This window comes from Geodermatophilus sp. DF01-2, from assembly GCF_004571065.1.
GTDB lineage: Bacteria > Actinomycetota > Actinomycetes > Mycobacteriales > Geodermatophilaceae > Geodermatophilus.
Window position 1 is genome coordinate 1 of record NZ_SPQN01000056.1, and the last position, 21115, is coordinate 21115.

Here is a 21115-nt window from a genome sequence, read left to right on the forward strand (position 1 = left end):
TACGGCGGCGCAGCCCGCCGCGGCCCCCGCCGCGCTGCGCGCGAGGAACCGCGGCAGCGCCGCCGCACCGAGTGGTTGCGTCATCTGTCCCGGCCCTCCTGCACGTACGAGGACCCCGTCCTCCTCACCGCTCGCCAGCTCGCGCGAACTTCTGGACGGGGCCTGTCGCGAGCCTGCCAGGGGCGGGGGCAGGGGAGTCCTCCTTCAGTGGCACCGCGACGGGGCCGGTGGCACGTCGAGCGCCGGGTTGCGGTCGAAGAAGCCGACCGGCTTGAGCTGGAAGCTGACCACGTCGACCGGCATCACCGGCCAGTCCTCGGGCCGGGTGATGTGGTGGATGCCGAACACGTGCCAGAGCACGATGTCGGTGTCGGCGATCGACCGGTCGGCCTTCGTCCACTCCGGCAGGCCGGCGTCCCGGCGGCTCTGGTTGCAGAACTCCCCGGACGGCCAGCGCTCCTCCTCGGCGAACGGCGTCACCCACAGCGGGTGCTCGATCGCCTCGGCCCGCCGGAGCACCGGTGAGTTGCGGTCGAACATCGCCGGGATCGACGCGGAGGGGACCAGCTTGTAGCCGGTCGGCGTCCCGAGCCGGTTGGGCCGGTTGCGGTTGACCACCTTCCAACTGCGCTGGGTGGCCCAATCGACGTCCTGCCTGCCCTCGCACTCGGTGAGCAGCGGGCGGCTGCGCTGCACCAGGGCCAGGCCGTAGGGGTTGTCCTCCGAGACGGGCAGGGCCTCGCTCTCGGACACCACCACGGTGTTCTCGGGACCGTCCACCTCCATGTCCATGCGGGCGACGATGAAGTGCTGGTGGAACGGGGCGTAGGTGCGTTCGTCGACCACCGAGCCGTACGGCGGGGGAGCGTCGTCGAACGCGCTGGTCACCATGATCCCGGTGGCGCGGACCTCGCACTCGATCGTGCCGTCCTGGTAGAAGCGCCAGTAGGTCAGGTACTCGTAGTTGGCCACGGTGGCGTGGAAGGAGACGACCATCCGCCGCGACCGGCGGACCTCCGAACCGGCCTTCTCGTCGACGTGCTTCCACAGCACGCCGTCGTCCTCCTCGTGCAGGCAGATGGCGTTCTCGATCGTGTAGGGCTCGCCGCGGGTGTCGTGCAGGACGGCGTCGACGTAGGTGATCTCGCCGAGGCAGTCGCAGCCCAGCTTCAGCGACGTGGTCATGAAGCCCAGCCCCCACTCGCCGATGTCGAAGGCGGTCCGGCGGTGGTGGTCCGGGCTCGGGTCGCGGTACGGGACGACCATCTCGGCGAAGGACAGCCGGTGGGCGATCGACCGCCCGTCGTAGCCCACCCGGTGGATGACCAGTCCCTCGCGGTGGTTGAAGCCCAACCGCATCGTCCAGTTCTGCCAGCGCAGCTCGTTGCCGTCGAGGGTGAACGAGACGCCCTCGGGCTGGGTGATCTCCAGCGCCTTGACGTCCGTGCGCTGCTGGAGGCCGGGCACCAGGGCAGGCACGTACTCGCCCATCACGTCGGGGCGCGGGGGCGGCGGGGTGTCCTCGACCCGCAGCAGCTCCATGGTGTTGAGGTCGACGACGAAGTGCAGGCCCATGACCGGGTGGGCGTAGGGGTTGCCGTTCGGTGCCGAGCGGAGCCAGACGTCGGTCCAGCCGACCCGGCGGTCCTGCAGCCCCTCGGGGATGAGCGAGTGCCCGTAGGCCCACGTGTCGATGAGGACCAGGTCGAGGTCGGTGATGCCGCGCTCGGCCAGTGCCTCCACGACGTCCGGGTGCGCGATGAGGACCTCGTGCGCCTCGTGCCACTCGTCGAGGGTCATGTTGGCCTGCTCGCCGGGCACCGGCTCCCAGGACAGGACGGCGTCGTCGGTCAGTGAGACGAGCGCCTTGTACGGCGTCCCCTCGTCGCGGCTCCAGCAGGTGACCCGGGCCTCCCGGCGGATGGCGTCTCCGGGCCGGAAGGTGCGGACGACGTCCTTGGCCGGCTCGCGCAGCTCGATGGAGGCGAAGCGCCAGCGCTCGTCGACCCCGCGGTCGCGGCGCAGGACGGCCGCGGCGGCGCGGAACTCGTCGGCGGTCAGCGGGTCGAGCGGGTGGGCGGTCACGTGTACTCCTCGCTTCGCTCGTCGGACACGTGCCCGACGGTGCGCTGTCCTCTGGATGACCTCGCAAGCTCGGTCATCTCGCTTCTCCCGGGAGAGGGCGGTCGGCGAGCAGGGGCAGGGACGGGTCCCAGGCCCGGGAGGGGATGCCGGGATCGGCGGCGGACGGCGTTCGGGAGGGGATCCCGGGATCGGCGGGAGAGGACATGGTGCCGTCGCGGGCGTCGCGGCGGCGGCGGGCGATGGCCGAGAGCGCCTCGAGGACGACCCGGTTGGCCAGGGCCGCGGTGATGTCGGCGTGGTCGTAGGGCGGGCTGACCTCGACGACGTCGACCCCGACCACGGGCAGCTCGAGGCAGATCCGGCGGACGGAGTCCAGCAGCTGCCGGGCGGTGAGCCCGCCCGGCTCCGGGGTGCCGGTGCCGGGGGCGTGCCCGGGGTCGCAGACGTCGATGTCGACGGAGAGGAAGACGCCGTCGCACTCGTCGGTGGCGATGCCGAAGGCCTCGGTGAGGCAGGCATCCAGCCCCCGGTGGCCGATCTCGGTCATCTCGTAGGCGCGCATCCGCTGGGCGGCCATCCAGTCCAGCGTCTCCGGCGGCGGCCAGTAGCCGCGCAGGCCGATCTGCAGGAACCGGTCCCCGCGCAGCGCGCCGGACTCGATCAGCCGGCGCATCGGCTGCCCGTGCCCCCACAGGGAACCGAACTCGATGTCGCCGGTGTCGGCGTGCGCGTCGAAGTGGATCATCGACACCCGGCCGTGGCCGAGGACGTTGGCCACGCCCTTGGCGTCGGCGAACGCGATCGAGTGGTCACCGCCGAGGACGACCGGGATGGCCCCGGCGCGGGCCACCGTCTCCACTGCCGCCTCGAGCGCGGGCAGCGCGGTCTCGATGTCGCCGGAGTACATCTCGACGTCGCCGGCGTCGAGGACGCGCAGGTCGCGCAGCCCGTCGGTGCGCAGGGCCAGGCTCGGCCGGGACCCGTCGTGCGCGAGGTAGTCGGTCATCCGGATCGCCTGGGGCCCGAAGCGGGTCCCCGGGCGGTGCGACGTCCCACCGTCGAACGGGGCGCCGAGGACGACCACGTCGGCGCCGGCGAGGGACGCCGGGTCGTCGAGGGCGCAGCGGTCGATGCCGAGGTAGGTGATGTCGGGCCCGAACTGGGCGCCGTAGCGAGGCATGTGCGTCGTCCTGAGGTCGGGGGTGGTGCGGGCAGGCCGGGGCCCGCGCCAGCGGTCGGCCGCCCCGCAAGCCCACCATCCAGCGCGTCGTCCGTCAACGGAAACAGTAGAGATGTGCTCGTCACGCTCCTGAAACGGTCGCATCGCATGTGTCCCGCCATGGGATCCGTGCGCGCACCCGTGCCGAAGTGTCGACGCGATCGGCGTCGGGTGTACACGGCGGCCCCTTCACAGACGGCGCCCTCGCTGGCTCCCTGGTGATCCCCGGCACACCGCCGGGGCCGGATGCGCCGCACGGGCGCACGACGAGGAGGACTGCATGACGGTGGAGCAGCGGCCGGCGACCGGCCACGCCGACCTCCGGAGCAAGGGCCTGTCGACGAACTCGGTGGGCCTCCTGGCCAGCGTCGTCCTCGGCGTGTCGAGCATCGCGCCGGTGTACGCGCTCACGGCGACGCTCGGTCCGACCGTGGCCGAGGTGGGCCTGCAGATGCCGGCGGTCTTCCTCGCCGGGTTCCTGCCGATGCTGCTGGTGGCCTACGCGTACCGGGAGCTGAACCGGGAGGCCCCGGACTGCGGCACGTCCTTCACCTGGACGACCAAGGCGTTCAACCCCTACGTCGGCTGGCTGTGCGGCTGGGGGGCGCTGCTCGCCACGATCATCGTGCTGTCCAACCTCGCCGGCGTGGCGGTCTCCTTCTTCTACCTGCTGCTGGGCGAGATCACCGGCTCGGAATCGGTGGCGACGTTGGGCGACGACCGGTTCGTCAACGTCCTCACCTGCGTCGCCTTCGTCGCCCTCGCCACCTGGATCACCTACCGGGGGGTCGAGGTCACCAAGCGGCTGCAGTACGTGCTCGTCGGCTTCCAGATGGTGGTCCTGGCGATCTTCGCCGTCCTCGCGCTGGCCAAGGCCGGCGACGCGCCCGGCAGCATCTCCTTCGACGTGTCCTGGCTCGACCCGACCGCCATCTCCTCGTTCAGCGCCTTCACCGCCGGCCTGTCCCTGTCGCTGTTCATCTACTGGGGGTGGGACACCTGCCTGACGGTCAACGAGGAGACCGCCGGCAGCGCCCGGACGCCCGGCCGGGCCGCGCTGGTGACGATGCTGGTCATCATCGTCACCTACGTGGGGGTGGCGATCGCGGTGCAGGTGTACGCCGGCGTCGGCACCGAGGGCGCGGGCCTGGGCAACCCCGACACCAGCGACAACGTGTTCGCCGCCCTCGCCGGCCCGGTGATGGGTCCCGGGCTGGCCTTCCTGCTCTTCCTCGCCGTCGTCGCCAGCTCGGCGTCCTCCCTGCAGACGACATTCCTGCCACCGACCCGCACGATGCTGGCCATGGCCACCTACGGGGCGCTGCCCCGGCGGCTGGCCGATGTCCATCCGCGTTTCCTGGCCCCCTCGACCGCGACGCTCGTCGCCGGCGCGGGAACGGCAGCCTTCTACGTGGGCATGACGCTGATCAGCGAGAACGTGCTGATCGACACCATCTACGCGCTGGGCCTGATGATCTCCTTCTACTACGGGCTCACGGCGTTCGCATGCGTGTGGTACTTCCGCCGGGACCTGGGCCGCAGCGCGCGCGACCTCGTCTTCAAGGGCGTGCTGCCGCTGCTGGGCGGCCTGGCCCTGGCCGCCGTCTTCGTGCAGACCGCGATCGACACCCTCGACCCGGCCTACGGCAGCGGCTCGTCGGTGTTCGGGGTCGGCAGCGTGTTCGTCATCGGCATCGGCCTGCTGGTCGGCGGGGCGGTGCTCATGCTGCTGTGGCGGGCCCGGCACCCGGAGTTCTTCCGGGGCGAGACGCTGCGCCGCGACACCCCCGCGCTGATCATCGACGAGTGACGGGCGCGGCCCGCCTCCCCGGGGAGGCGGGCCCCGCCGTGCTCAGCGCCCGCCGGCGCCGACCGACTCGTACTGCTCGGCCTGCGGTCGCGCGATGTGCCGCTCCAGCGCGGCCCCCTCGACGTCCAGGGTGGGGAGCCGGCGGAGCCAGCGGGGCAGCCACCAGGCCTTGTCGCCGAGCAGGGCGAGTGCGGCGGGGACGAGCACCATGCGGACGACGAAGGCGTCGACGAGGATGCCGGCGGCGAGCGCGAAGGCGATCGACGTGATGGTGGCGTCCCCGGAGGGCACGAAGCCGGCGAACACCGAGAACATGATCAGCGCGGCGGCGACGACGACCGGGGCCGCCTGGCGGAAGCCGGTGCGGACGGCCTCGAGCGGGGCGGCGCCGGAGCTGTGCGCCTCGTGCATCCGGGACACCAGGAAGATCTGGTAGTCCATCGCCAGTCCGAACAGGATGCCGATGACCAGGATCGGCGTGAGGCTGATCAGCGGGCCGGTGCTGTCGAGGTTGACCAGGTCGGCCAGCCAGCCCCACTGGAACACCGCGACGGTGGCGCCGAGCGCGGCGCCGACGGTCAGCACGAAGCCCAGCACGCCGACCAGCGGCACCAGCAGCGAGCGGAAGACCAGGACCAGCAGCACCAGGGCCAGGCCCACGACCAGCGCCAGGTAGACCGGCAGCGCGGCGTCGAGGCTCTCGGCGACGTCGACGCTGACCGCCGTGGCGCCGGTGACCGACGCGGTCACGCCGTCGACGCCGGCCAGCAGGTCGCGCAGGTCGGCCACGAGACGCTCGGTCGCCGGGCTGGTCGGCCCGGACTCGGGGACGACCGTCAGCAGGGCCGCGGTCCCGTCGGCGTTCGGCACCGGCGGGGTCACGACGGCGACGTCGTCCAGCTCGGCCACCGCGCCGCTGACCCCGGCCGCGGCCCGCACCGCGCCGTCGCCCTCGAACAGCACGGTGAGCGGGCCGTTGAACCCCGCCCCGAAGCCGTCGGCGAGCAGCTGCTCGGCCCGGGCCTGCGTGCTGCCCTCGGGCGGGGTCGGCACCAGGGTGGTCTGCATCGAGAAGAAGGGGACGGCGACGGCGCCCAGGGCCGCGGCCGTCAGCAGCAGGGCCGGGGCGCGGTGGCGGGTGACCGTGGTGACCCAGCCGGCGAGGAACCCGCGGCCCGCTGCGTGGCGTGTCGGCGCGGTGGACCGCTGCCGGCGGGGCAGCGCCCGGAACCCCAGGTAGCTCAGCGCCGCCGGGACCAGGGTGAGCGCGACGAGGACGGCGACGACGATGGTCGCGGCCGCGGCGAGGCCCATCTGGGTCAGGAACGGGATGCCGGCGACGAACAGCCCGGCGAGGGCGATGACCACGGTGAGGCCGGCGGTGACCACCGCCGAGCCGGCGGTGCCGACGGCCGTGGCGATCGCGGTGCCGACGTCGGCGCCGCGGCGCAGCTCCTGGCGGAACCGGCTGACGATGAACAGGGCGTAGTCGATGCCGACGGCCAGACCCAGCATCGCAGCGAGGATCGGGGTGGTCGACGACAGGTCGGTGAAGCCGGTGGCGATGGTGATGCCCAGGACGCCGATGCCGACGCCGACGACCGCGGTGAGCAGGTTCATGCCGGCCGCGACCAGCGAGCCGTAGGTGACGGCGAGGACGACCAGCGCGACGGCGACGCCGAGCACCTCGGCCGCCCCGCCGATGTGCGGGGGCGCCTGGATGGCCTGGCCGGTGACCTCGACGGTGAGCGCGCCGTCCCCGGCGTCCTCGACGGCGGCGAGCAGCGCGTCCTGCTGCTCGGGGGCCACCTCGCCGACCGGGGCCTCGAAGGTGACCGTGCTGTAGCCGGTGGTCAGCTCGGGGTCGACCGACGGTGCGGCCGGGTCGAGCGGGTCGGTGGCCGACGCGACGCCCGGCAGGCCGGAGAGCTCGGTGACCAGCTGAGCCAGCGCCGCAGCGCTCTCCGGCGCGGTCAGCGTCCGGCCGTCCGGGGCCTGCACGACCACCTGCGCCGTGGCGCCGCCCGCGGCGCCGAACTCCTCGCCGATGCGCTCCAGGGCGGTGGTGGACTCCTGCCCGGGGATGGAGAAGCTGTCCGAGGTCTCCCCGGCCAGCGTTCCCGCCCCGACGCCGCCGCCCACGAGGAGGAGCAGCCAGGCGAGGACGACGGCGAGCCGGTGCCGGTGCGAGGAGGCACCGAGCCGGGACAACAGAAGAGCCATGGGGGATCAGGCCTCCGCCTGGTCGGGGTCGGGAAGGGTGGCGCCGGGACGGCGGTGGCCGAGCGCGTCGAAGCAGGTCGCGACGACGTACGGCCGCCAGGCGGTGGTCTGGTCCTCGGAGTGCGCCGCGAGGGTCAGGACGGCGAGCGCGGCCAGGGCGCCGGCGACCCGGACCCGCCGCTGCACGTCGTCCCCCTGGGGCTCGACGCCGAAGGCCTGCATCGCCGCGGCGCCGGTGGCCTCGAGCTCGGGAGTCCCGGGGTCGGCGCCGCCCTGCATGAGGGGCGCCAGGAGCAGGGCGACCAGCCCGGGGTGGGCCAGTGCGACGTCGACCAGGACCTCCAGGGCGCGCCGGTCGCGCGCGATCCCGAGCGGCATGTCCTGCACCTGGTCGAGCACCCGCTGTGCGAGGGCGGCCGCCTGCGCGAGCACCGCCTGGTGCAGCGCGTCCTTGCTCGGGAAGTGGTGCAGCAGGCCGGCCTTGGACAGCCCGACCGCGTCGGCGACGTCCTGCACGGAGGTCTTGGCGAACCCGCGGCGGGCGAACAGCGCGGCGGCCCGGTCGAGGATCCCCTCGTCGATCTGCTGCCGGAACGGTCGAGCCACGCTCTGCACGGTACGGGACCCCCACCACTTCGGTAGGCCAACCGACCGGAATGGTCGGCGATGTCACTCACCCACGGGCGACCCGACGTCGGGGGGTGGGGAGGCACACCCGGTCGACCTCGGTCCGGCATCGGGGGACGGGGCCATCACCCTCTGCCACCCGGGGCGGGTCAACGCCGCGGCGCCGTCCCGGCCCTTCCGGCCCGCGGCGAAGCCCTGCGCCGCCGGGCCGGCTGCCGGGTGTCGCCGAGCGCCCGGATGCCTTCCGGGGTCCGTCCCGCCGGGCATGGCCTAGATTCGGGCTCTCGACCACTCGAGGAGTACGAGGACCACGCCCATGGATGCCCCGTTGCTGGTCGTCCTGGACCTGGCCGGTACCTTCGCCTTCGCCCTGAACGGCGCACTGACGGCTCTGCGGGCGGCGCGTCTCGACATCGTCGGTGTGGTCGCCCTCGGCATGATCACCGCGCTCGCGGGCGGCACCATCCGCGACGTCCTGCTGGACAGCCTGCCTCCGGCCACCTTCGTCGACTGGCGGTACCTGGCCGTGGCCGCCGGCGGTGGCCTCATCGTCTTCATGTTCGGCCACCGTCTGGATCGGCTGAACACGCCGATCAACGTGCTGGACGCCGCGGGGCTGAGCCTGTTCGCGGTCACCGGGACCAGCAAGGCGATCGACCTCGGCTTCGGTCCGGCGCAGGCCGTGCTCGTCGGCGCGATCACCGCCGTCGGCGGCGGAACGTTGCGCGATGTGCTCGTCCGACGCATCCCGTTCGTGCTCACCAGCGAGCTGTACGCCATTCCGGCGCTCGTCGGCGCCACCGTGGTCGTCGTCGTCGGCCTGTTCGGGGCCGCGACCTCGTTCGCCGCCGTCGCCGGCGCGGCCCTGTGTTTCGTCATCCGCATGGTCGGCATCCGGTTCGGCCTCAACGCGCCCTATCCGCTGGGAGCTCCCGGGCACCGGCCCCGGGACGACGACTGATGAAGGACCCCGTCCTCCCCACTCCCTCGCAAGCTCGGGGCGGTGCCCTGGACGGGGCCGTCGGCCCGGCCGGTCAGACCGCCGGCCGGGCGAGCGCGGCGGCCAGGCCACCATCGCCTGCGCACGGGTGACCACCGAGGCCGGCGCGCTGCCGGCAGGACGCCGGCGACCGGCGATACCCGCCTGGCTCGGCACCTGGTCGCACCACTCGTCCCCGCCCCGCCCCGGCGCCCCCGACCGGTACCGGTGAGGAGCCACCGTGGCGGAGAGCGGCGGAGGACTGTCCGGGGGCGCCGGCAGGTGTCGGGCCCGAGCGGGCGGGGTAGCTGCGTGCGCGCCCGGTGCCGGGGACGCCTCGTCGGCCGAGCCGGTGTGGTGGAGGCGACGGAGTTCCCCGGCGAGCCGCCCGCTTCGAGGAGACGACGATCCGGTGACCTCTCCCACGACGACGGACGGCGGGCGCCTGGCGCGGGTCCGGGCCGGCGTCCGGAAGGTCGGCACGGCCCTGCGGCAGCGCCGCGAGCCGCGCTGGGCCCGGGGCTTCGACCGTGCTCGACACCCGTGGTTGCTGTCGGACGGGGAGCGGGGCAACGCCGCCTCGGCGCTGCCGGCCTGGCGCGAGGGCAACGACGTGCGCGCCTTGATCGACGGCCGCTCCTACCTCCCCTCGCTGGCCGCGGCGCTGGCCGGGGCGCGCGAGGACGACGTGGTGCTGTTCGCCGGCTGGCGCGCCGAGCCCGACGAGCTGCTCGACGACGAGGGGCCGCCGATCGCCGCGGCGCTGGTGGGCGCCGCGTGCCGCGGAGCGCTGGTGCGGGGACTGCTGTGGCGGTCGCACTCCGAGCTGCTCGGCTACACCTACCGGGCCAACCGGGACCTCGCCCGCGCGGTGACCGCGGCCGGCGGGCAGGTCCTGCTCGACCACCGGGTACGTCCCGTGGGCAGCCACCACCAGAAGTTCGTCGTGGTGGCACGCACCTCGGCCGGCCCGGACGGCGACGTCGCGTTCCTCGGCGGAATCGACACCGCCCACGCGCGGCGGGACGGTGGTCCCCATCCCGGTGACCGGCAGACCCGACCGTTCTCCGCGGTGTACGGGCCGACGCCGGCCTGGCACGACGTCCACCTGCAGATGTCCGGGCCGGTCGTCCGCGACGTGGAGACGATGTTCCGCCAGCGGTGGGACGATCCGGCCCGGCTGACCCGGTGGCCGTGGCACACCGTCCCGGACCGGCTGGACGGGCTGCAGCAGACGGCCCGACCGCTCCCGCCGCCGACACCGCCGCCGGCTCCCGCCGGCCGCTGCGCCGTCCAGCTGCTGCGCACCTATCCGGCGCGGCGCCCGGCGTACCCGTTCGCGCCGGAGGGGGAGCGCAGCGTGGCCCGGGCCTACGCCAAGGCGCTGGCCCGGGCCCGCCGGCTGGTCTACGTGGAGGACCAGTACCTCTGGTCGCGCGACGTGGCACGGATCTTCGCCGCAGCGCTGCGCCGCTCGCCGCAGCTGCGGCTGATCGCCGTCGTCCCCCGGTACCCCGACACCGAGGGGCGAGTCGACGTCCCCGCGTCCCTCCTGGGCCGGAACTCCGCGTGGCGGACGGTGCTGGAGGCCGGCGGGGACCGGGTGCACCTGTTCGACCTGGAGAACGCCGCCGGACGCCCGGTGTACGTGCACGCCAAGGTCGTCGTGATCGACGACGTCTGGGCCGCGGTCGGCAGCGCCAACCTCAATCGGCGGTCGTGGACGCACGACTCGGAGCTGACCGCGGCCGTCCTCGACGAGCAGCTCGACGGCCGGGAACCGGTCGATCCGGGCGGGCTGGGGGACGGCGCCCGGACGTTCGCGCGACAACTGCGACTGGCCCTCACGCGGGAGCACCTGGGCCGGATCGACGGCGACGACGCCGACCTGCTGGACCCGGACAGCGCCGTGGAGACGATGCGGCGGTCCGCCGATCGACTCGACGCCTGGCACGCCACCGGATGCGTCGGGTCGCGTCCGGTCGGGCAGCTGCGCAGCCATCCCGGACGCCCCGGCGGTGGGACGTGGCGGCGGCGGCTGGTCAGGCCGGCGTACGACCTCGTCTACGACCCGGACGGCCGCCCCTGGCGGATTCGCCTGCGCCGGACCTTCTGACCGACCGCGCCCTCACCGAGGCCCTGTGCCCGCGGGCGGCGACCCATCAGGGCTGCGCCGGTCCCGCCGAGCCGGCCGGGTACTCCAGCAGCGGGACCTCGTCGGCGGCCCAGGCGGCCAGGACCGGCTCGACGATCCGCCAGCTCTCCTCGGCCTCGACGTCGCTGATCGACAGCGTGGTGTCCCCGGACAGCAGCTCGCGCACGAGGATCCCGTAGGCGGGCAGCTCCTGGCGGGGGAACCCGGCCTGCAGCACCTGGCGCTCGAGGTCGAAGGGGCCGCCGGCGCCGTTGAGGTTGAGCTCGAGGTCGATCCCGTCGGGGTCGAAGCGCAGCCGCAGCACGTCGGGCGCGGGCTGGTCGTCGCCGAAGGGAAGGTGGGGGACCGGCTTGAAGTGGACGGCGATCTCCTGGCGGTCGCTGCCCAGGGCCTTGCCGGTGCGCAGCCGGAAGGGGACGCCGGCCCAGCGCCGGTTGTCGACGGTGACGGTGAACTCGGCGTAGGTCTCGGTGCCGCGGGACGGGTCGACGCCGTCCTCGGCGGTGTAGTCGGGCAGCCGCCGGCCGGCGACGGTGCCGGCGGCGTAGCGACCGCGCACCGTGTCGCGGGCCATGTCCGCCGGGGGGCGGACCACGCGCAGGACGTCGGCCTTGCGCGCGGGCAGGGTGGTGTCGTCGAGGGCGTGCGGCGGCTCCATCGCCACCAACGCCAGCAACTGCAGCAGGTGGTTCTGCAGCATGTCCCGCAGCGCGCCGGCGGTGTCGTAGTAGCCGGCCCGCCCCTCCAGGCCCAGCGTTTCGTCGAAGACGATCTCGACCCGCTCGACGTGGGCGGCGTTCCACACCGGCTCGAACAGGCGGTTGGCGAAGCGCAGCCCGAGCAGGTTGAGCGCGGTCTGCATGGCGAGGAAGTGGTCGATCCGGAAGACGGCGTCCTCCGGCACCAGCCGGTGCAGCACCTCGTTGAGCGCCCGCGCGTCGGCCCGGTCGCGGCCGAACGGCTTCTCCACGACGATCTGCGCGCCCTCGGGCAGCCCGACCTCGACCAGCGCCTCCAGGGTCGGGTGGAAGACGGTGTTGGGCAGCGCGAGATAGACGATCGGCACGCCGGGGACCGCCTCCAGCACCGGCCGCAGCTCCTCGGCGGACGTGACGTCGCCGGAGCTGTACCGCAACTGGGCGATCAGCCGCTCCCGGGCCCGCTCGTCGACCTCCGGGGCGTGCTCCGCCAGCCGTTCGCGCGCCCAGTCGCGGTAGCCGTCGTCGTCCCACTCGTGCCGGCTGACCGCCCGGACCTCGACGTCCTCGCCGAGTGCGCCGGTGGCCACCAGGGAGGCCAGCGAGGGCAGCAGGAAGCGGCCGGTGAGGTCACCGGAGCCGCCGAGCACCACCAGCGAGCGCCTCACCGCCGTTCCTCCTCCGCGCGCGCCAGCGTCCAGCCGCTGGAGATCACCCCGACGTGGCTGAAGGCCTGCGGGAAGTTGCCGAGGAACGCGCCACTGCCGGGATCGACCTCCTCGGCGAGCAACCCGAGCTCGGTGGCTCGCCCGCACAGCGAGTCGTAGAGGGCGTGGGCCTCGTCCAGGCGGCCCTGGCCGGTGAGGTTGTCCACCAGCCAGAAGCTGCACAGCAGGAACGCGCCCTCCTGGCCGCCGAGCCCGTCCGGGGACTCGGTGTGCAGATAGCGGTAGAGCAGCCCGTCACCGGCGTCGAGCTCGCGGCGCACCGCCTCCGTGGTGGCGACCATCCGCGGGTCTTCGGCGGCGACCACCCGGCGCAGCGGCAGCGCCAGCAGCGACCCGTCCAGCCCGCCGCGCCCGCGTCCCTCCGCGTCGGCCAGGTGCTCGGTGAAGGTCTGCCGGTCCGGGTCCCAGGCCCGGTCCAGCAGCGCGGCGCGCATCCGGTCGAGCTCCGCCCGCCAGCGCTCCCGCGGGTGCGGCAGGCCGCACGTGTCGGCGATGCGCAGGGCCCGGTCGACGGCGACGGAGCAGAGCGCCACCGAGTAGGTGAACGGCCGGCCGGTGTCGCGGATCTCCCAGATGCCGTGATCGGGGGTGGCCCACCGTTCGACGGACCGCTCGGTCAGCCGGGACAGCAACTGCCAGAGATGGTCGTCGACCTCTCCGCCGGAGCGGACCCACTGGTAGGCCACGTCGAGCAGCTCGCCGTACACGTCGTGCTGGTGCTGGCCGGCCGCGCCGTTGCCCCAGCGGACCGGGCCGGAGCCGCGGTACCCGGAGAGCGTGACGTCCTCCCACTCGGTGGCCGGCGGGCTGCCGTCGAGGGCGTACATGATGCTGACCCCGCCGGCGCGCTCGGCGTTGGTCAGCGTCCAGGCGAGGAAGGACTCCGACTCGCTGGTCATGCCGATCCGGCGCAGTGCGTAGGTGGAGAAGGCGGCGTCGCGGACCCAGGTGTAGCGGTAGTCCCAGTTGCGCTCCCCGCCGACCTCCTCGGGCAGCGACGACGTCGCCGCGGCCATGATCGCACCGGTCGCGGCGTGGTCCAGCAGCTTGAGCGTCACCGCCGAGCGGTGGACCAGGGCCTGCTGCGGACCCTCGTACGCCAGCCCGCCGGCCCAGCTGCGCCAGGCGGCCACGGTGCGGTCGACGAGCTGGGCCGGGTCGGTGCGGTGGAGGATCCGGGTGTTGCCGGACCAGTGCAGCGCCACGGTCAGCTGCTCCCCGGCACGCAGCGCGACGCGACCGCCGATCGAGCCGTCCCGGGCGACGTCGAGCCGGTGGGAGGACCACAGCACCAGGTGGAGATCGGACCGCGGGGCCCAGCGGATGCGCCATCCGCCGCCCTCCGGAGTGACCTGGACCGGGTCCAGGGGCGTCAGGCGGACGTCGACCTCGACCGACCCGCTGACCGCACGGGCCAGGCGCAGCAGCTCGCTGCGACCGGGTGGCACGAGCTCCTCCAGGTCGGCACCGCCGCGCAGCGTCATGCAGTCGGTGAGCTCGAGCACGCCGTCCGGCCCGTGCAGCTCGGTGACCAGCACGCCGGTGTCCTCGACGTAGCGCTGGGCGGCTGCCCGCAGCCCGACCGGTGTGACGGTGAAGCTGCCGCCGCGCTCGGCGTCGAGCAGCCCGGCGAGGAAGGGCCGGCCGTCGAAGTCGGGCAGGCACAGCCACGGGATGGACCCGTCGCGGGCCACGAGCGCACAGGTGGCGCCGTCCCCGATCAGGCCGTGGTCCTCGATGGGCAGGAACCCGTCGATGCGGGTCAGCGGTCGGGTCGGCACGGCACCTGGTCCTCGGGTCGGGAACTGGGTCGTCCGCATGCCTGCCCGCCGCCCGGCTTCCTCAACCCCGCTCCGTCGGGGCCGAGGCACGCCCGCGCGGCGACGAACTGCACGTCGTCCTTGCCGGGATCGACACCGCGTCCGGCTACGGAGTCCCTGGGGGTACCGGTCACGGATCTCCGCGCGGTCCTCACGGTTCTGGGAGGCTCGTCGCGCCGTCCCGCCTCCGAGCCCCGAGGGAGTCCCGTGTTCACCAAGGTGCTGGTCGCCAACCGCGGCGAGATCGCGGTGCGGGCCTTCCGTGCGGCCTACGAGCTGGGTGCGGAGACCGTGGCGGTCTTCCCGTGGGAGGACCGCAACTCGGTGCACCGGCTCAAGGCCGACGAGAGCTACCAGATCGGCGAGGAGGGGCACCCGGTTCGCGCCTACCTGTCGGTCGAGGAGATCGTCGCCGCGGCGCAGCGGGCGGGTGCGGACGCCGTCTACCCCGGCTACGGCTTCCTCTCGGAGAACCCGGACCTGGCCGAGGCCTGCGCGCGGGCGGGGATCACGTTCGTCGGCCCGCCGGCGTCGGTGCTGGAGCTGACCGGCAACAAGGCCCGCGCGATCGCCGCGGCGCGCGACGCCGGCCTGCCGGTGCTCGCCTCGACCGAGCCGAGTGCGGACCTGGACACCCTGCTCGGCGCCGCCGAGCAGTTGCTGTTCCCGGTGTTCGTCAAGGCGGTCGCCGGGGGCGGCGGGCGGGGCATGCGGCGGGTGGCGGATCCGGCGGAGCTGGCCGGCGCGGTGCAGGCGGCGATGCGGGAGGCCGAGTCCGCCTTCGGTGACCCCACGGTGTTCCTCGAGCAGGCCGTCGTCGAGCCGCGGCACATCGAGGTGCAGGTCCTGGCCGACGGACACGGGAACGTCGTCCACCTCTTCGAGCGGGACTGCTCGGTGCAGCGCCGGCACCAGAAGGTCGTCGAGCTCGCCCCGGCGCCGAACCTGGACCCGGCCCTGCGGGAGCGGATCTGCGCCGACGCGGTCGCCTTCGCCCGGGCCATCGGCTACGTCAACGCCGGCACCGTGGAGTTCCTGCTCGACCGCGCCGGCCGGCACGTCTTCATCGAGATGAACCCGCGCATCCAGGTCGAGCACACGGTCACCGAGGAGGTCACCGACGTCGACCTGGTGCAGAGCCAGTTGCGGATCGCGTCGGGGGAGACCCTCGCCGATCTGGGCCTGGCGCAGGACACGATCGCGCTGCGCGGCGCGGCGCTGCAGTGCCGGATCACCACCGAGGACCCGGCCAACGGCTTCCGCCCGGACACCGGCCGGATCACCGCCTACCGCTCGCCGGGCGGCGCGGGGGTGCGGCTGGACGGCGGCTCGTCGCTGGGCGCGGAGGTCGGCGCGCACTTCGACTCGATGCTGGTGAAGCTGACCTGCCGCGGGCGGGACTTCGGCACCGCGGTGGCCCGGGCGCGCCGCGCGGTGGCCGAGTTCCGCATCCGCGGCGTGGCCACCAACATCCCGTTCCTGGCCGCGCTGCTCGACGACCCGGACTTCGCGGCCGGGCGGGTGACGACGTCGTTCATCGAGGAGCGGCCGCACCTGCTCACCGCGCGCAGCTCCGCCGACCGCGGCACCCGGCTGCTGACCTACCTGGCCGACGTGACGGTGAACCAGCCGCACGGCGAGCGCCCGCACCTGGTCGACCCGGTGGAGAAGCTGCCGCCCGTCGATCTGCGCACCCCGCCGCCGGACGGCTCCCGGCAGCGGCTGCTCGCCGCCGGCCCGGAGGCGTTCGCCGCGGAGCTGCGCGCGCAGACGGCGCTGGCGGTCACCGACACGACCTTCCGGGACGCGCACCAGTCGCTGCTGGCCACCCGGGTGCGCACCAAGGACCTGCTGGCCGTCGCCGGGCACGTCGCGCGCACCGCCCCGCAGCTGTTCAGCCTGGAGTGCTGGGGCGGGGCGACCTACGACGTCGCGCTGCGGTTCCTGCACGAGGACCCGTGGGACCGGCTGGCGGCGCTGCGCGAGGCGGTGCCCAACCTGTGCCTGCAGATGCTGCTGCGCGGTCGCAACACCGTCGGCTACACCCCCTACCCCGAGGCGGTCACCGACGCGTTCGTGCGTGAGGCGGCGGCCTGCGGCATCGACGTCTTCCGGGTCTTCGACGCGCTCAACGACGTGTCGCAGATGCGCCCGGCGATCGACGCCGTCCGCAGCACCGGGACGGCGGTCGCGGAGGTCGCGCTCTGCTACACCGGCGACCTCTCCGACCCGGGCGAGACGCTCTACACCCTGGACTACTACCTGCGGCTGGCCGAGCAGATCGTCGAGGCCGGCGCGCACATCCTCGCGATCAAGGACATGGCCGGCCTGCTGCGCCCGCCCGCCGCCGCGACCCTGGTGACGGCGCTGCGCGAGCGCTTCGACGCACCGGTGCACCTGCACACCCACGACACCGCCGGCGGGCAGCTGGCCACCTTGCTGGCCGCGTGGTCGGCCGGGGTGGACGCCGTCGACGGCGCGGTCGCCTCCATGGCGGGGACGACGTCGCAGCCGCCGCTGTCGGCGATCATCGCCGCGACCGACGCCACCGGGCGGGCCACCGGCCTGGACCTGGCCGCGGTCAACGACCTGGAGCCGTACTGGGAGGCGGTGCGCCGGGTCTACGCGCCGTTCGAGTCCGGCCTGCCCGCGCCGACCGGGCGGGTCTACACCCACGAGATCCCCGGCGGGCAGCTGTCCAACCTGCGCCAGCAGGCGATCGCCCTGGGCCTCGGGCAGCGCTTCGAGGAGGTCGAGGACGCCTACGCCGCCGCCGACCGGCTGCTCGGCCGGCTGGTCAAGGTCACCCCGTCGTCCAAGGTGGTCGGCGACCTGGCGCTGCAGCTGGTCGGCTCCGGCGTGCGCGTCGAGGAGTTCGCCGCCGAACCGGGGAAGTACGACCTGCCCGACTCGGTGATCGGCTTCCTGCGCGGCGAGTTGGGCGACCCGCCCGGCGGCTGGCCCGAGCCGTTCCGCACCCGAGCACTGGAGGGGCGCCGTCCCGCCCAGCCGCCGGCCGAACTCTCCGAGGACGACGTCCGCGGGCTGGCCGAGCGGCCGCGCGAGACGCTCAACCGGCTGCTGTTCCCCGGGCCCACCCGAGAGTACGAGGCGCACGTCGACTCCTACGGCGACGTCTCCGTGCTGCCGACCAAGGAGTTCCTCTACGGGTTGCGCTCGGGTGTGGAGCACACCGTCGACCTCGAGCCCGGCGTCACGCTGCTCATGGGCATCGAGGCGGTCAGCGATCCCGACGAGCGCGGTATGCGCACCGTCATGTGCACGCTCAACGGGCAGCTGCGGCCGGTGTCGGTGCGCGACCGCAGCGTCGATGCGCAGGTCAAGGCCGCCGAGAAGGCCGATCGCCGCGACCCCGGCCAGGTCGCCGCGCCGTTCGCCGGCGTGGTCACCCTGCAGGTCGGCGAGGGCGACAGCGTGGACGCCGGGCAGGCGGTCGCCACCATCGAGGCGATGAAGATGGAGGCGGCCATCACCGCGCCGGTCGCCGGCACCGTGGAGCGGTTGGCGATCGGCGCCGTCCAGCAGGTCGAGGGCGGGGACCTGCTCGTCGTCCTGTCCTGAAGAGGGACTGCCCCGCGCCGCCCGCGAGCTCGCCGCGGGACCCTGCAGAGGGGCCGCCGTCCTCACCCCTCGACGGCGACGCACCGAGGCTCGGCCGCCTCGCCTGGTCGCGGGTCGGCGACTCTTCGTGACCGCTCGCCCGGGGTGTCGCGGACCTCCGGGACCCGGCCGTTCAGCTGGGCCCGAAGTGGGCAAGGACTTCATGTGCAGCCACGCGCGCCGGCATCGGTGCGTGGCGCTGCGGCTGACGGGCGATGGCCGACGTGCGGCCCGTGGCGATGCTCTCCCGGGCCTACGGGAGTGGGGAAGACGGGCGCGCGGAGCGCGCCCCCATCGGCAGCACGGGGACGGAGCGCGGTGTGACCACGGTCGGCAGGGGGCGGCAGACCCTGGGTGGCCGCTACGAGCTGCAGGAGCTCATCGCCACCGGCGGGATGGGCCAGGTCTGGCGCGGCCGGGACACGATGCTGGACCGGCTGGTCGCGGTGAAGGTGCTGCGCAGCGAGTACGCCGACGACCCCACCTTCCTCGCCCGGTTCCGCGCCGAGGCCCGGCACGCCGCGGCCCTGAACCATCCGAACATCGCCGCCGTCCTCGACTACGGGGAGGGGACGGCGGAGGACACCGGTGAGCACCTCGCCTTCCTGGTGATGGAGCTCGTCGACGGCGCGCCGCTGGCGGCGTTGCTCGCCGAGGAGGGGGCGCTGGAGCCCGACGCCGCGCTCTCCGTGCTGTCCCAGGCCGCCGCCGGGCTGGCGGAGGCCCACCGCGCCGGCGTCGTCCACCGCGACGTCAAGCCCGCGAACATCCTGGTCAGCACCGACGGCAGCGTGAAGCTCACCGACTTCGGCATCGCCTTCTCGGCCGAGAGCGTGCCGCTGACCCGGACCGGTCAGGTCATCGGCACCGCGCAGTACATGTCGCCCGAGCAGGCCGCCGGCGAGCGGGTCGGCCCGGCCAGCGACGTCTACGCGCTCGGCCTGGTCGGTTACGAGACGCTGACCGGCCACCCTGCCTTCGACGGCACCAACCCGGTGACCGTCGCGCTCAAGCACGTGCGGGAGGACCCGGAGCCGCTGCCCGCCGAGCTCCCGCCCGACGTCCGGCAGCTCATCGACGCCGCGCTGACCAAGGACCCGCAGGAGCGTCTCGCCGACGGGAATGCGTTCCTGCACGCGATCGAGGAGACCGTCTCCCGCTCGCCGAGCAGCGCGCCGCCGACCCGGCCGATCGCGCCGGCCGCCGTCGCCGCGGTGGTGCCCCCGGCGGTGCACCGGGTCTCGACGGCCGAGCCGCCGCGTCCCCACGACGACGACCGAAGCTGGCGCCGTCGGCCGCTGTTGCTGGCGCTGGCCGTGCTCGCCGTCGTGCTGCTCGGCGGCGGCCTGGTCGCGCTGGTCGGCGGGTCCGGGGACGAGGGCGGCACGGCTGCGCCGCCGCCGCCGTCGGCCGTCGCGCCGTCGGAGGCGGGCCTCGTGCTGGCCGCCGCGGACTACGTGGGGCGTCCGGTCGAGGAGGTCGTCGCCGAGCTGGCCGGGCTCGGGCTGACCGTCGCCCAGCAGCCCGAGGTCACCGCAGAGGCTCCGCCGGGCACCGTCACCGCGCTCGACCCGGCCGGCACCGAGCTGCAGCCGGGGGACCGGGTGGAGGTGACCGTCGCGGCTGCGCCGCCTCCCGCCCCCGCGGAGGAGCCCGCCCCACCTGCGCCGGCCGAGGACGCGCCTACGTCGAGTTCCGAGGACTCCGCTCCTCCTCAGGACTCTGCTCCGGTGGAGGACTCTGTTCCTCCCCAGGACTCTGCTCCGGTGGAGGAGCCCGCTCCGGTGGAGGAGCCCGCTCCGGCGGAGGAGCCCGCTCCGGCGGAGGAGCCCGCTCCGGCGGAGGACCCCGCTCCTGGGGAGGAGCCTGTTCCTCCCCAGGACTCCGCTCCGGCCGAGGATCCTGCCCCCGCCGAGGAGCCCGGTCCGGCGGAGGACTCTGCGTCTACCGAGGAGCCTGCTCCGGCGGAGGATTCCGCCCCTGCCGAGGAGCCTGCGTCTACCGAGGAGCCTGCTCCGGCGGAGGATTCCGCGCCTGCCGAGGAGCCTGCTCCGACCGAGGAGCCTGCTCCGGCGGAGGATTCCGCCCCTGCCGAGCAGCCCGCTCCGACCGAGGAGCCCGCTCCGGGAGAGGACTCCGGCCCGGCCCCCACGCCGCCGCCCGGCGACGTGACCACCGGAGCGCCGCCCGAGTCGTCGCCCGAGCCGACCGCGCCGCCCTCCCCGACGGACGGCGGCGACGCTCCGCCAGCCTCGGAGGAGCCCACGCCGGTGGACGGCGGCACGGACACCGGCACCAGCAGCGCCCCTGAGAGCAGCCCGGCCACCGGCAGCGGCGCGGGCAGCACCGCCCCGGAGGCGACCGGCGCCGGTTCGTCGGGCGCCACCCCGAGCACCTGACCCACGGTCACCACGGCGGGCACGGAAGCGGACCTCGAGGCCTCCTGCTACCGGCACCGGACCTGTCAGACAGAGGCACGCCCGATCAGCACGACGACCAGCGTGCGCGGGCCGTGCACGCCCTCGACCCGGGACAGCTCGATGTCGCTGGTCGCCGACGGGCCGCTGATCATCGTGAGCGGCGCGGTCGGGTCCAGCCGCGGCAGCGCCTCCGGGACGCCGCCGACGACCTGGCCGGCCTCGACCACGCAGACCAGGCAGTCCGGGAGGAGGGAGAGCGCCCGCCGTCCGGAGAGCGGGGAGCCGTCGAGGACGAGGGTGCCGGTCTCGGCGACCGCGACGGCGACCCCGGTGAGCGTGGCGGTGAAGGCGGTGAGCTCGACCGCGGGCCGGCCGTCGTCCTCGCTGAGCCCCTCCGGCCGCCAGCCGCCCGGCACGCCAGGGGCGACGACGACGTCCGCCGGCGCCCAGCCGGGGCCGAGGCCGGTCTCGAGTGCGGCGGCGACGGTCGCGGCGACGTCGTCCGGACCGCAGTGCAGCACCGACCCCTCGTAGTCCTCGAGCCGGTCGACGAGGACGTCGAGCAGCTCGGCTACCGGGCGGTCGTCGGTGGTGCGGTAGTCGCGGGGGACCGCCACGTCCGGACGCCGGTCGCCCAGCGCCGTGCGGATCCGGCCGAGCACCTCGTCGCGTGCGCTGGTCATGCCCTTCCCTCCGCGGCACTCTCGCGGCGTCGTTCGTGCTGTTGCGG

At 74.4% G+C, this 21115-nt stretch carries 12 protein-coding genes; 5 read left to right on the top strand and 7 right to left on the bottom strand.

Annotation, left to right across the window (positions count from 1 at the left end):
• Positions 1-204: 204 nt before the first annotated feature.
• Both E4P41_RS14725 and speB read right to left on the bottom strand, forming a co-directional pair.
• Entirely contained in the window at positions 205-2085 is a 1881-nt protein-coding gene (locus E4P41_RS14725; protein ID WP_135142027.1) for a primary-amine oxidase, read from the bottom strand.
• Positions 2086-2158: 73 nt separating this feature from the next.
• Positions 2159-3265 carry an agmatinase gene (gene speB / locus E4P41_RS14730; RefSeq protein WP_245177358.1) on the bottom strand — a complete coding sequence of 369 codons (1107 nt, stop codon included), beginning with the start codon at positions 3263-3265 and terminating at the stop codon, positions 2159-2161.
• Positions 3266-3584: 319 nt separating this feature from the next.
• Here speB and E4P41_RS14735 point away from each other — a divergent pair, with 319 nt between their 5' ends.
• Entirely contained in the window at positions 3585-5114 is a 1530-nt protein-coding gene (locus E4P41_RS14735) for an APC family permease (protein WP_135142028.1), read from the top strand.
• A 42-nt stretch (positions 5115-5156) separates the two neighbouring features.
• On the opposite strand, the gene E4P41_RS14740 is transcribed toward E4P41_RS14735, so the two are convergent.
• A complete protein-coding gene (locus E4P41_RS14740) occupies positions 5157-7337 on the bottom strand; it encodes an MMPL family transporter (RefSeq protein WP_135142029.1) in 2181 nt (726 codons plus the stop codon).
• 6 nt (positions 7338-7343) lie between these two features.
• A complete protein-coding gene (locus tag E4P41_RS23695) occupies positions 7344-7943 on the bottom strand; it encodes a TetR/AcrR family transcriptional regulator (RefSeq protein ID WP_135142030.1) in 600 nt (199 codons plus the stop codon).
• A gap of 337 nt (positions 7944-8280) precedes the next feature.
• Here E4P41_RS23695 and E4P41_RS14750 point away from each other — a divergent pair, with 337 nt between their 5' ends.
• Together E4P41_RS14750 and E4P41_RS14755 are read left to right on the top strand one after the other, a co-directional pair.
• Entirely contained in the window at positions 8281-8925 is a 645-nt protein-coding gene (locus E4P41_RS14750; protein WP_135142031.1) for a trimeric intracellular cation channel family protein, read from the top strand.
• A gap of 430 nt (positions 8926-9355) precedes the next feature.
• Positions 9356-11059, top strand: a complete 1704-nt coding sequence (locus tag E4P41_RS14755) for a phospholipase D family protein (protein WP_245177360.1) — start codon at positions 9356-9358, stop codon at positions 11057-11059.
• A 46-nt stretch (positions 11060-11105) separates the two neighbouring features.
• Here E4P41_RS14755 and E4P41_RS14760 read toward each other — a convergent pair whose 3' ends face one another.
• Together E4P41_RS14760 and E4P41_RS14765 are read right to left on the bottom strand one after the other, a co-directional pair.
• Entirely contained in the window at positions 11106-12464 is a 1359-nt protein-coding gene (locus tag E4P41_RS14760; RefSeq protein WP_135142033.1) for a glucose-6-phosphate dehydrogenase, read from the bottom strand.
• Entirely contained in the window at positions 12461-14305 is a 1845-nt protein-coding gene (locus tag E4P41_RS14765; RefSeq protein WP_209307727.1) for a glycoside hydrolase family 15 protein, read from the bottom strand. The genes E4P41_RS14760 and E4P41_RS14765 overlap by 4 nt, the downstream gene beginning before the upstream one ends.
• A gap of 246 nt (positions 14306-14551) precedes the next feature.
• Between E4P41_RS14765 and E4P41_RS14770 the strand changes: the two genes are divergently transcribed.
• Both E4P41_RS14770 and E4P41_RS14775 read left to right on the top strand, forming a co-directional pair.
• Complete coding sequence (locus tag E4P41_RS14770) at positions 14552-17926, top strand: pyruvate carboxylase (RefSeq protein ID WP_135142035.1); 3375 nt, start codon at positions 14552-14554, stop codon at positions 17924-17926.
• A gap of 359 nt (positions 17927-18285) precedes the next feature.
• Positions 18286-20364, top strand: coding sequence for a protein kinase (locus E4P41_RS14775; RefSeq protein ID WP_245177361.1), 2079 nt, complete (start codon positions 18286-18288; stop codon positions 20362-20364).
• Positions 20365-20429: 65 nt separating this feature from the next.
• Here the strand turns inward: E4P41_RS14775 and E4P41_RS14780 are convergent, their stop codons facing one another.
• Positions 20430-21068, bottom strand: a complete 639-nt coding sequence (locus tag E4P41_RS14780; RefSeq protein ID WP_135142036.1) for an LUD domain-containing protein — start codon at positions 21066-21068, stop codon at positions 20430-20432.
• Positions 21069-21115: the final 47 nt, after the last annotated feature.

Bases quoted from the DNA above. Each gene is read 5' to 3' on its own strand.
- E4P41_RS14740 (WP_135142029.1), bottom strand. From the start codon at position 7,337: ATGGCTCTTCTGTTGTCCCGGCTCGGTGCCTCCTCGCACCGGCACCGG.
- speB (WP_245177358.1), bottom strand. From the start codon at position 3,265: ATGCCTCGCTACGGCGCCCAGTTCGGGCCCGACATCACCTACCTCGGC.
- E4P41_RS14780 (WP_135142036.1), bottom strand. From the start codon at position 21,068: ATGACCAGCGCACGCGACGAGGTGCTCGGCCGGATCCGCACGGCGCTG.
- E4P41_RS14750 (WP_135142031.1), top strand. From the start codon at position 8,281: ATGGATGCCCCGTTGCTGGTCGTCCTGGACCTGGCCGGTACCTTCGCC.
- E4P41_RS14735 (WP_135142028.1), top strand. From the start codon at position 3,585: ATGACGGTGGAGCAGCGGCCGGCGACCGGCCACGCCGACCTCCGGAGC.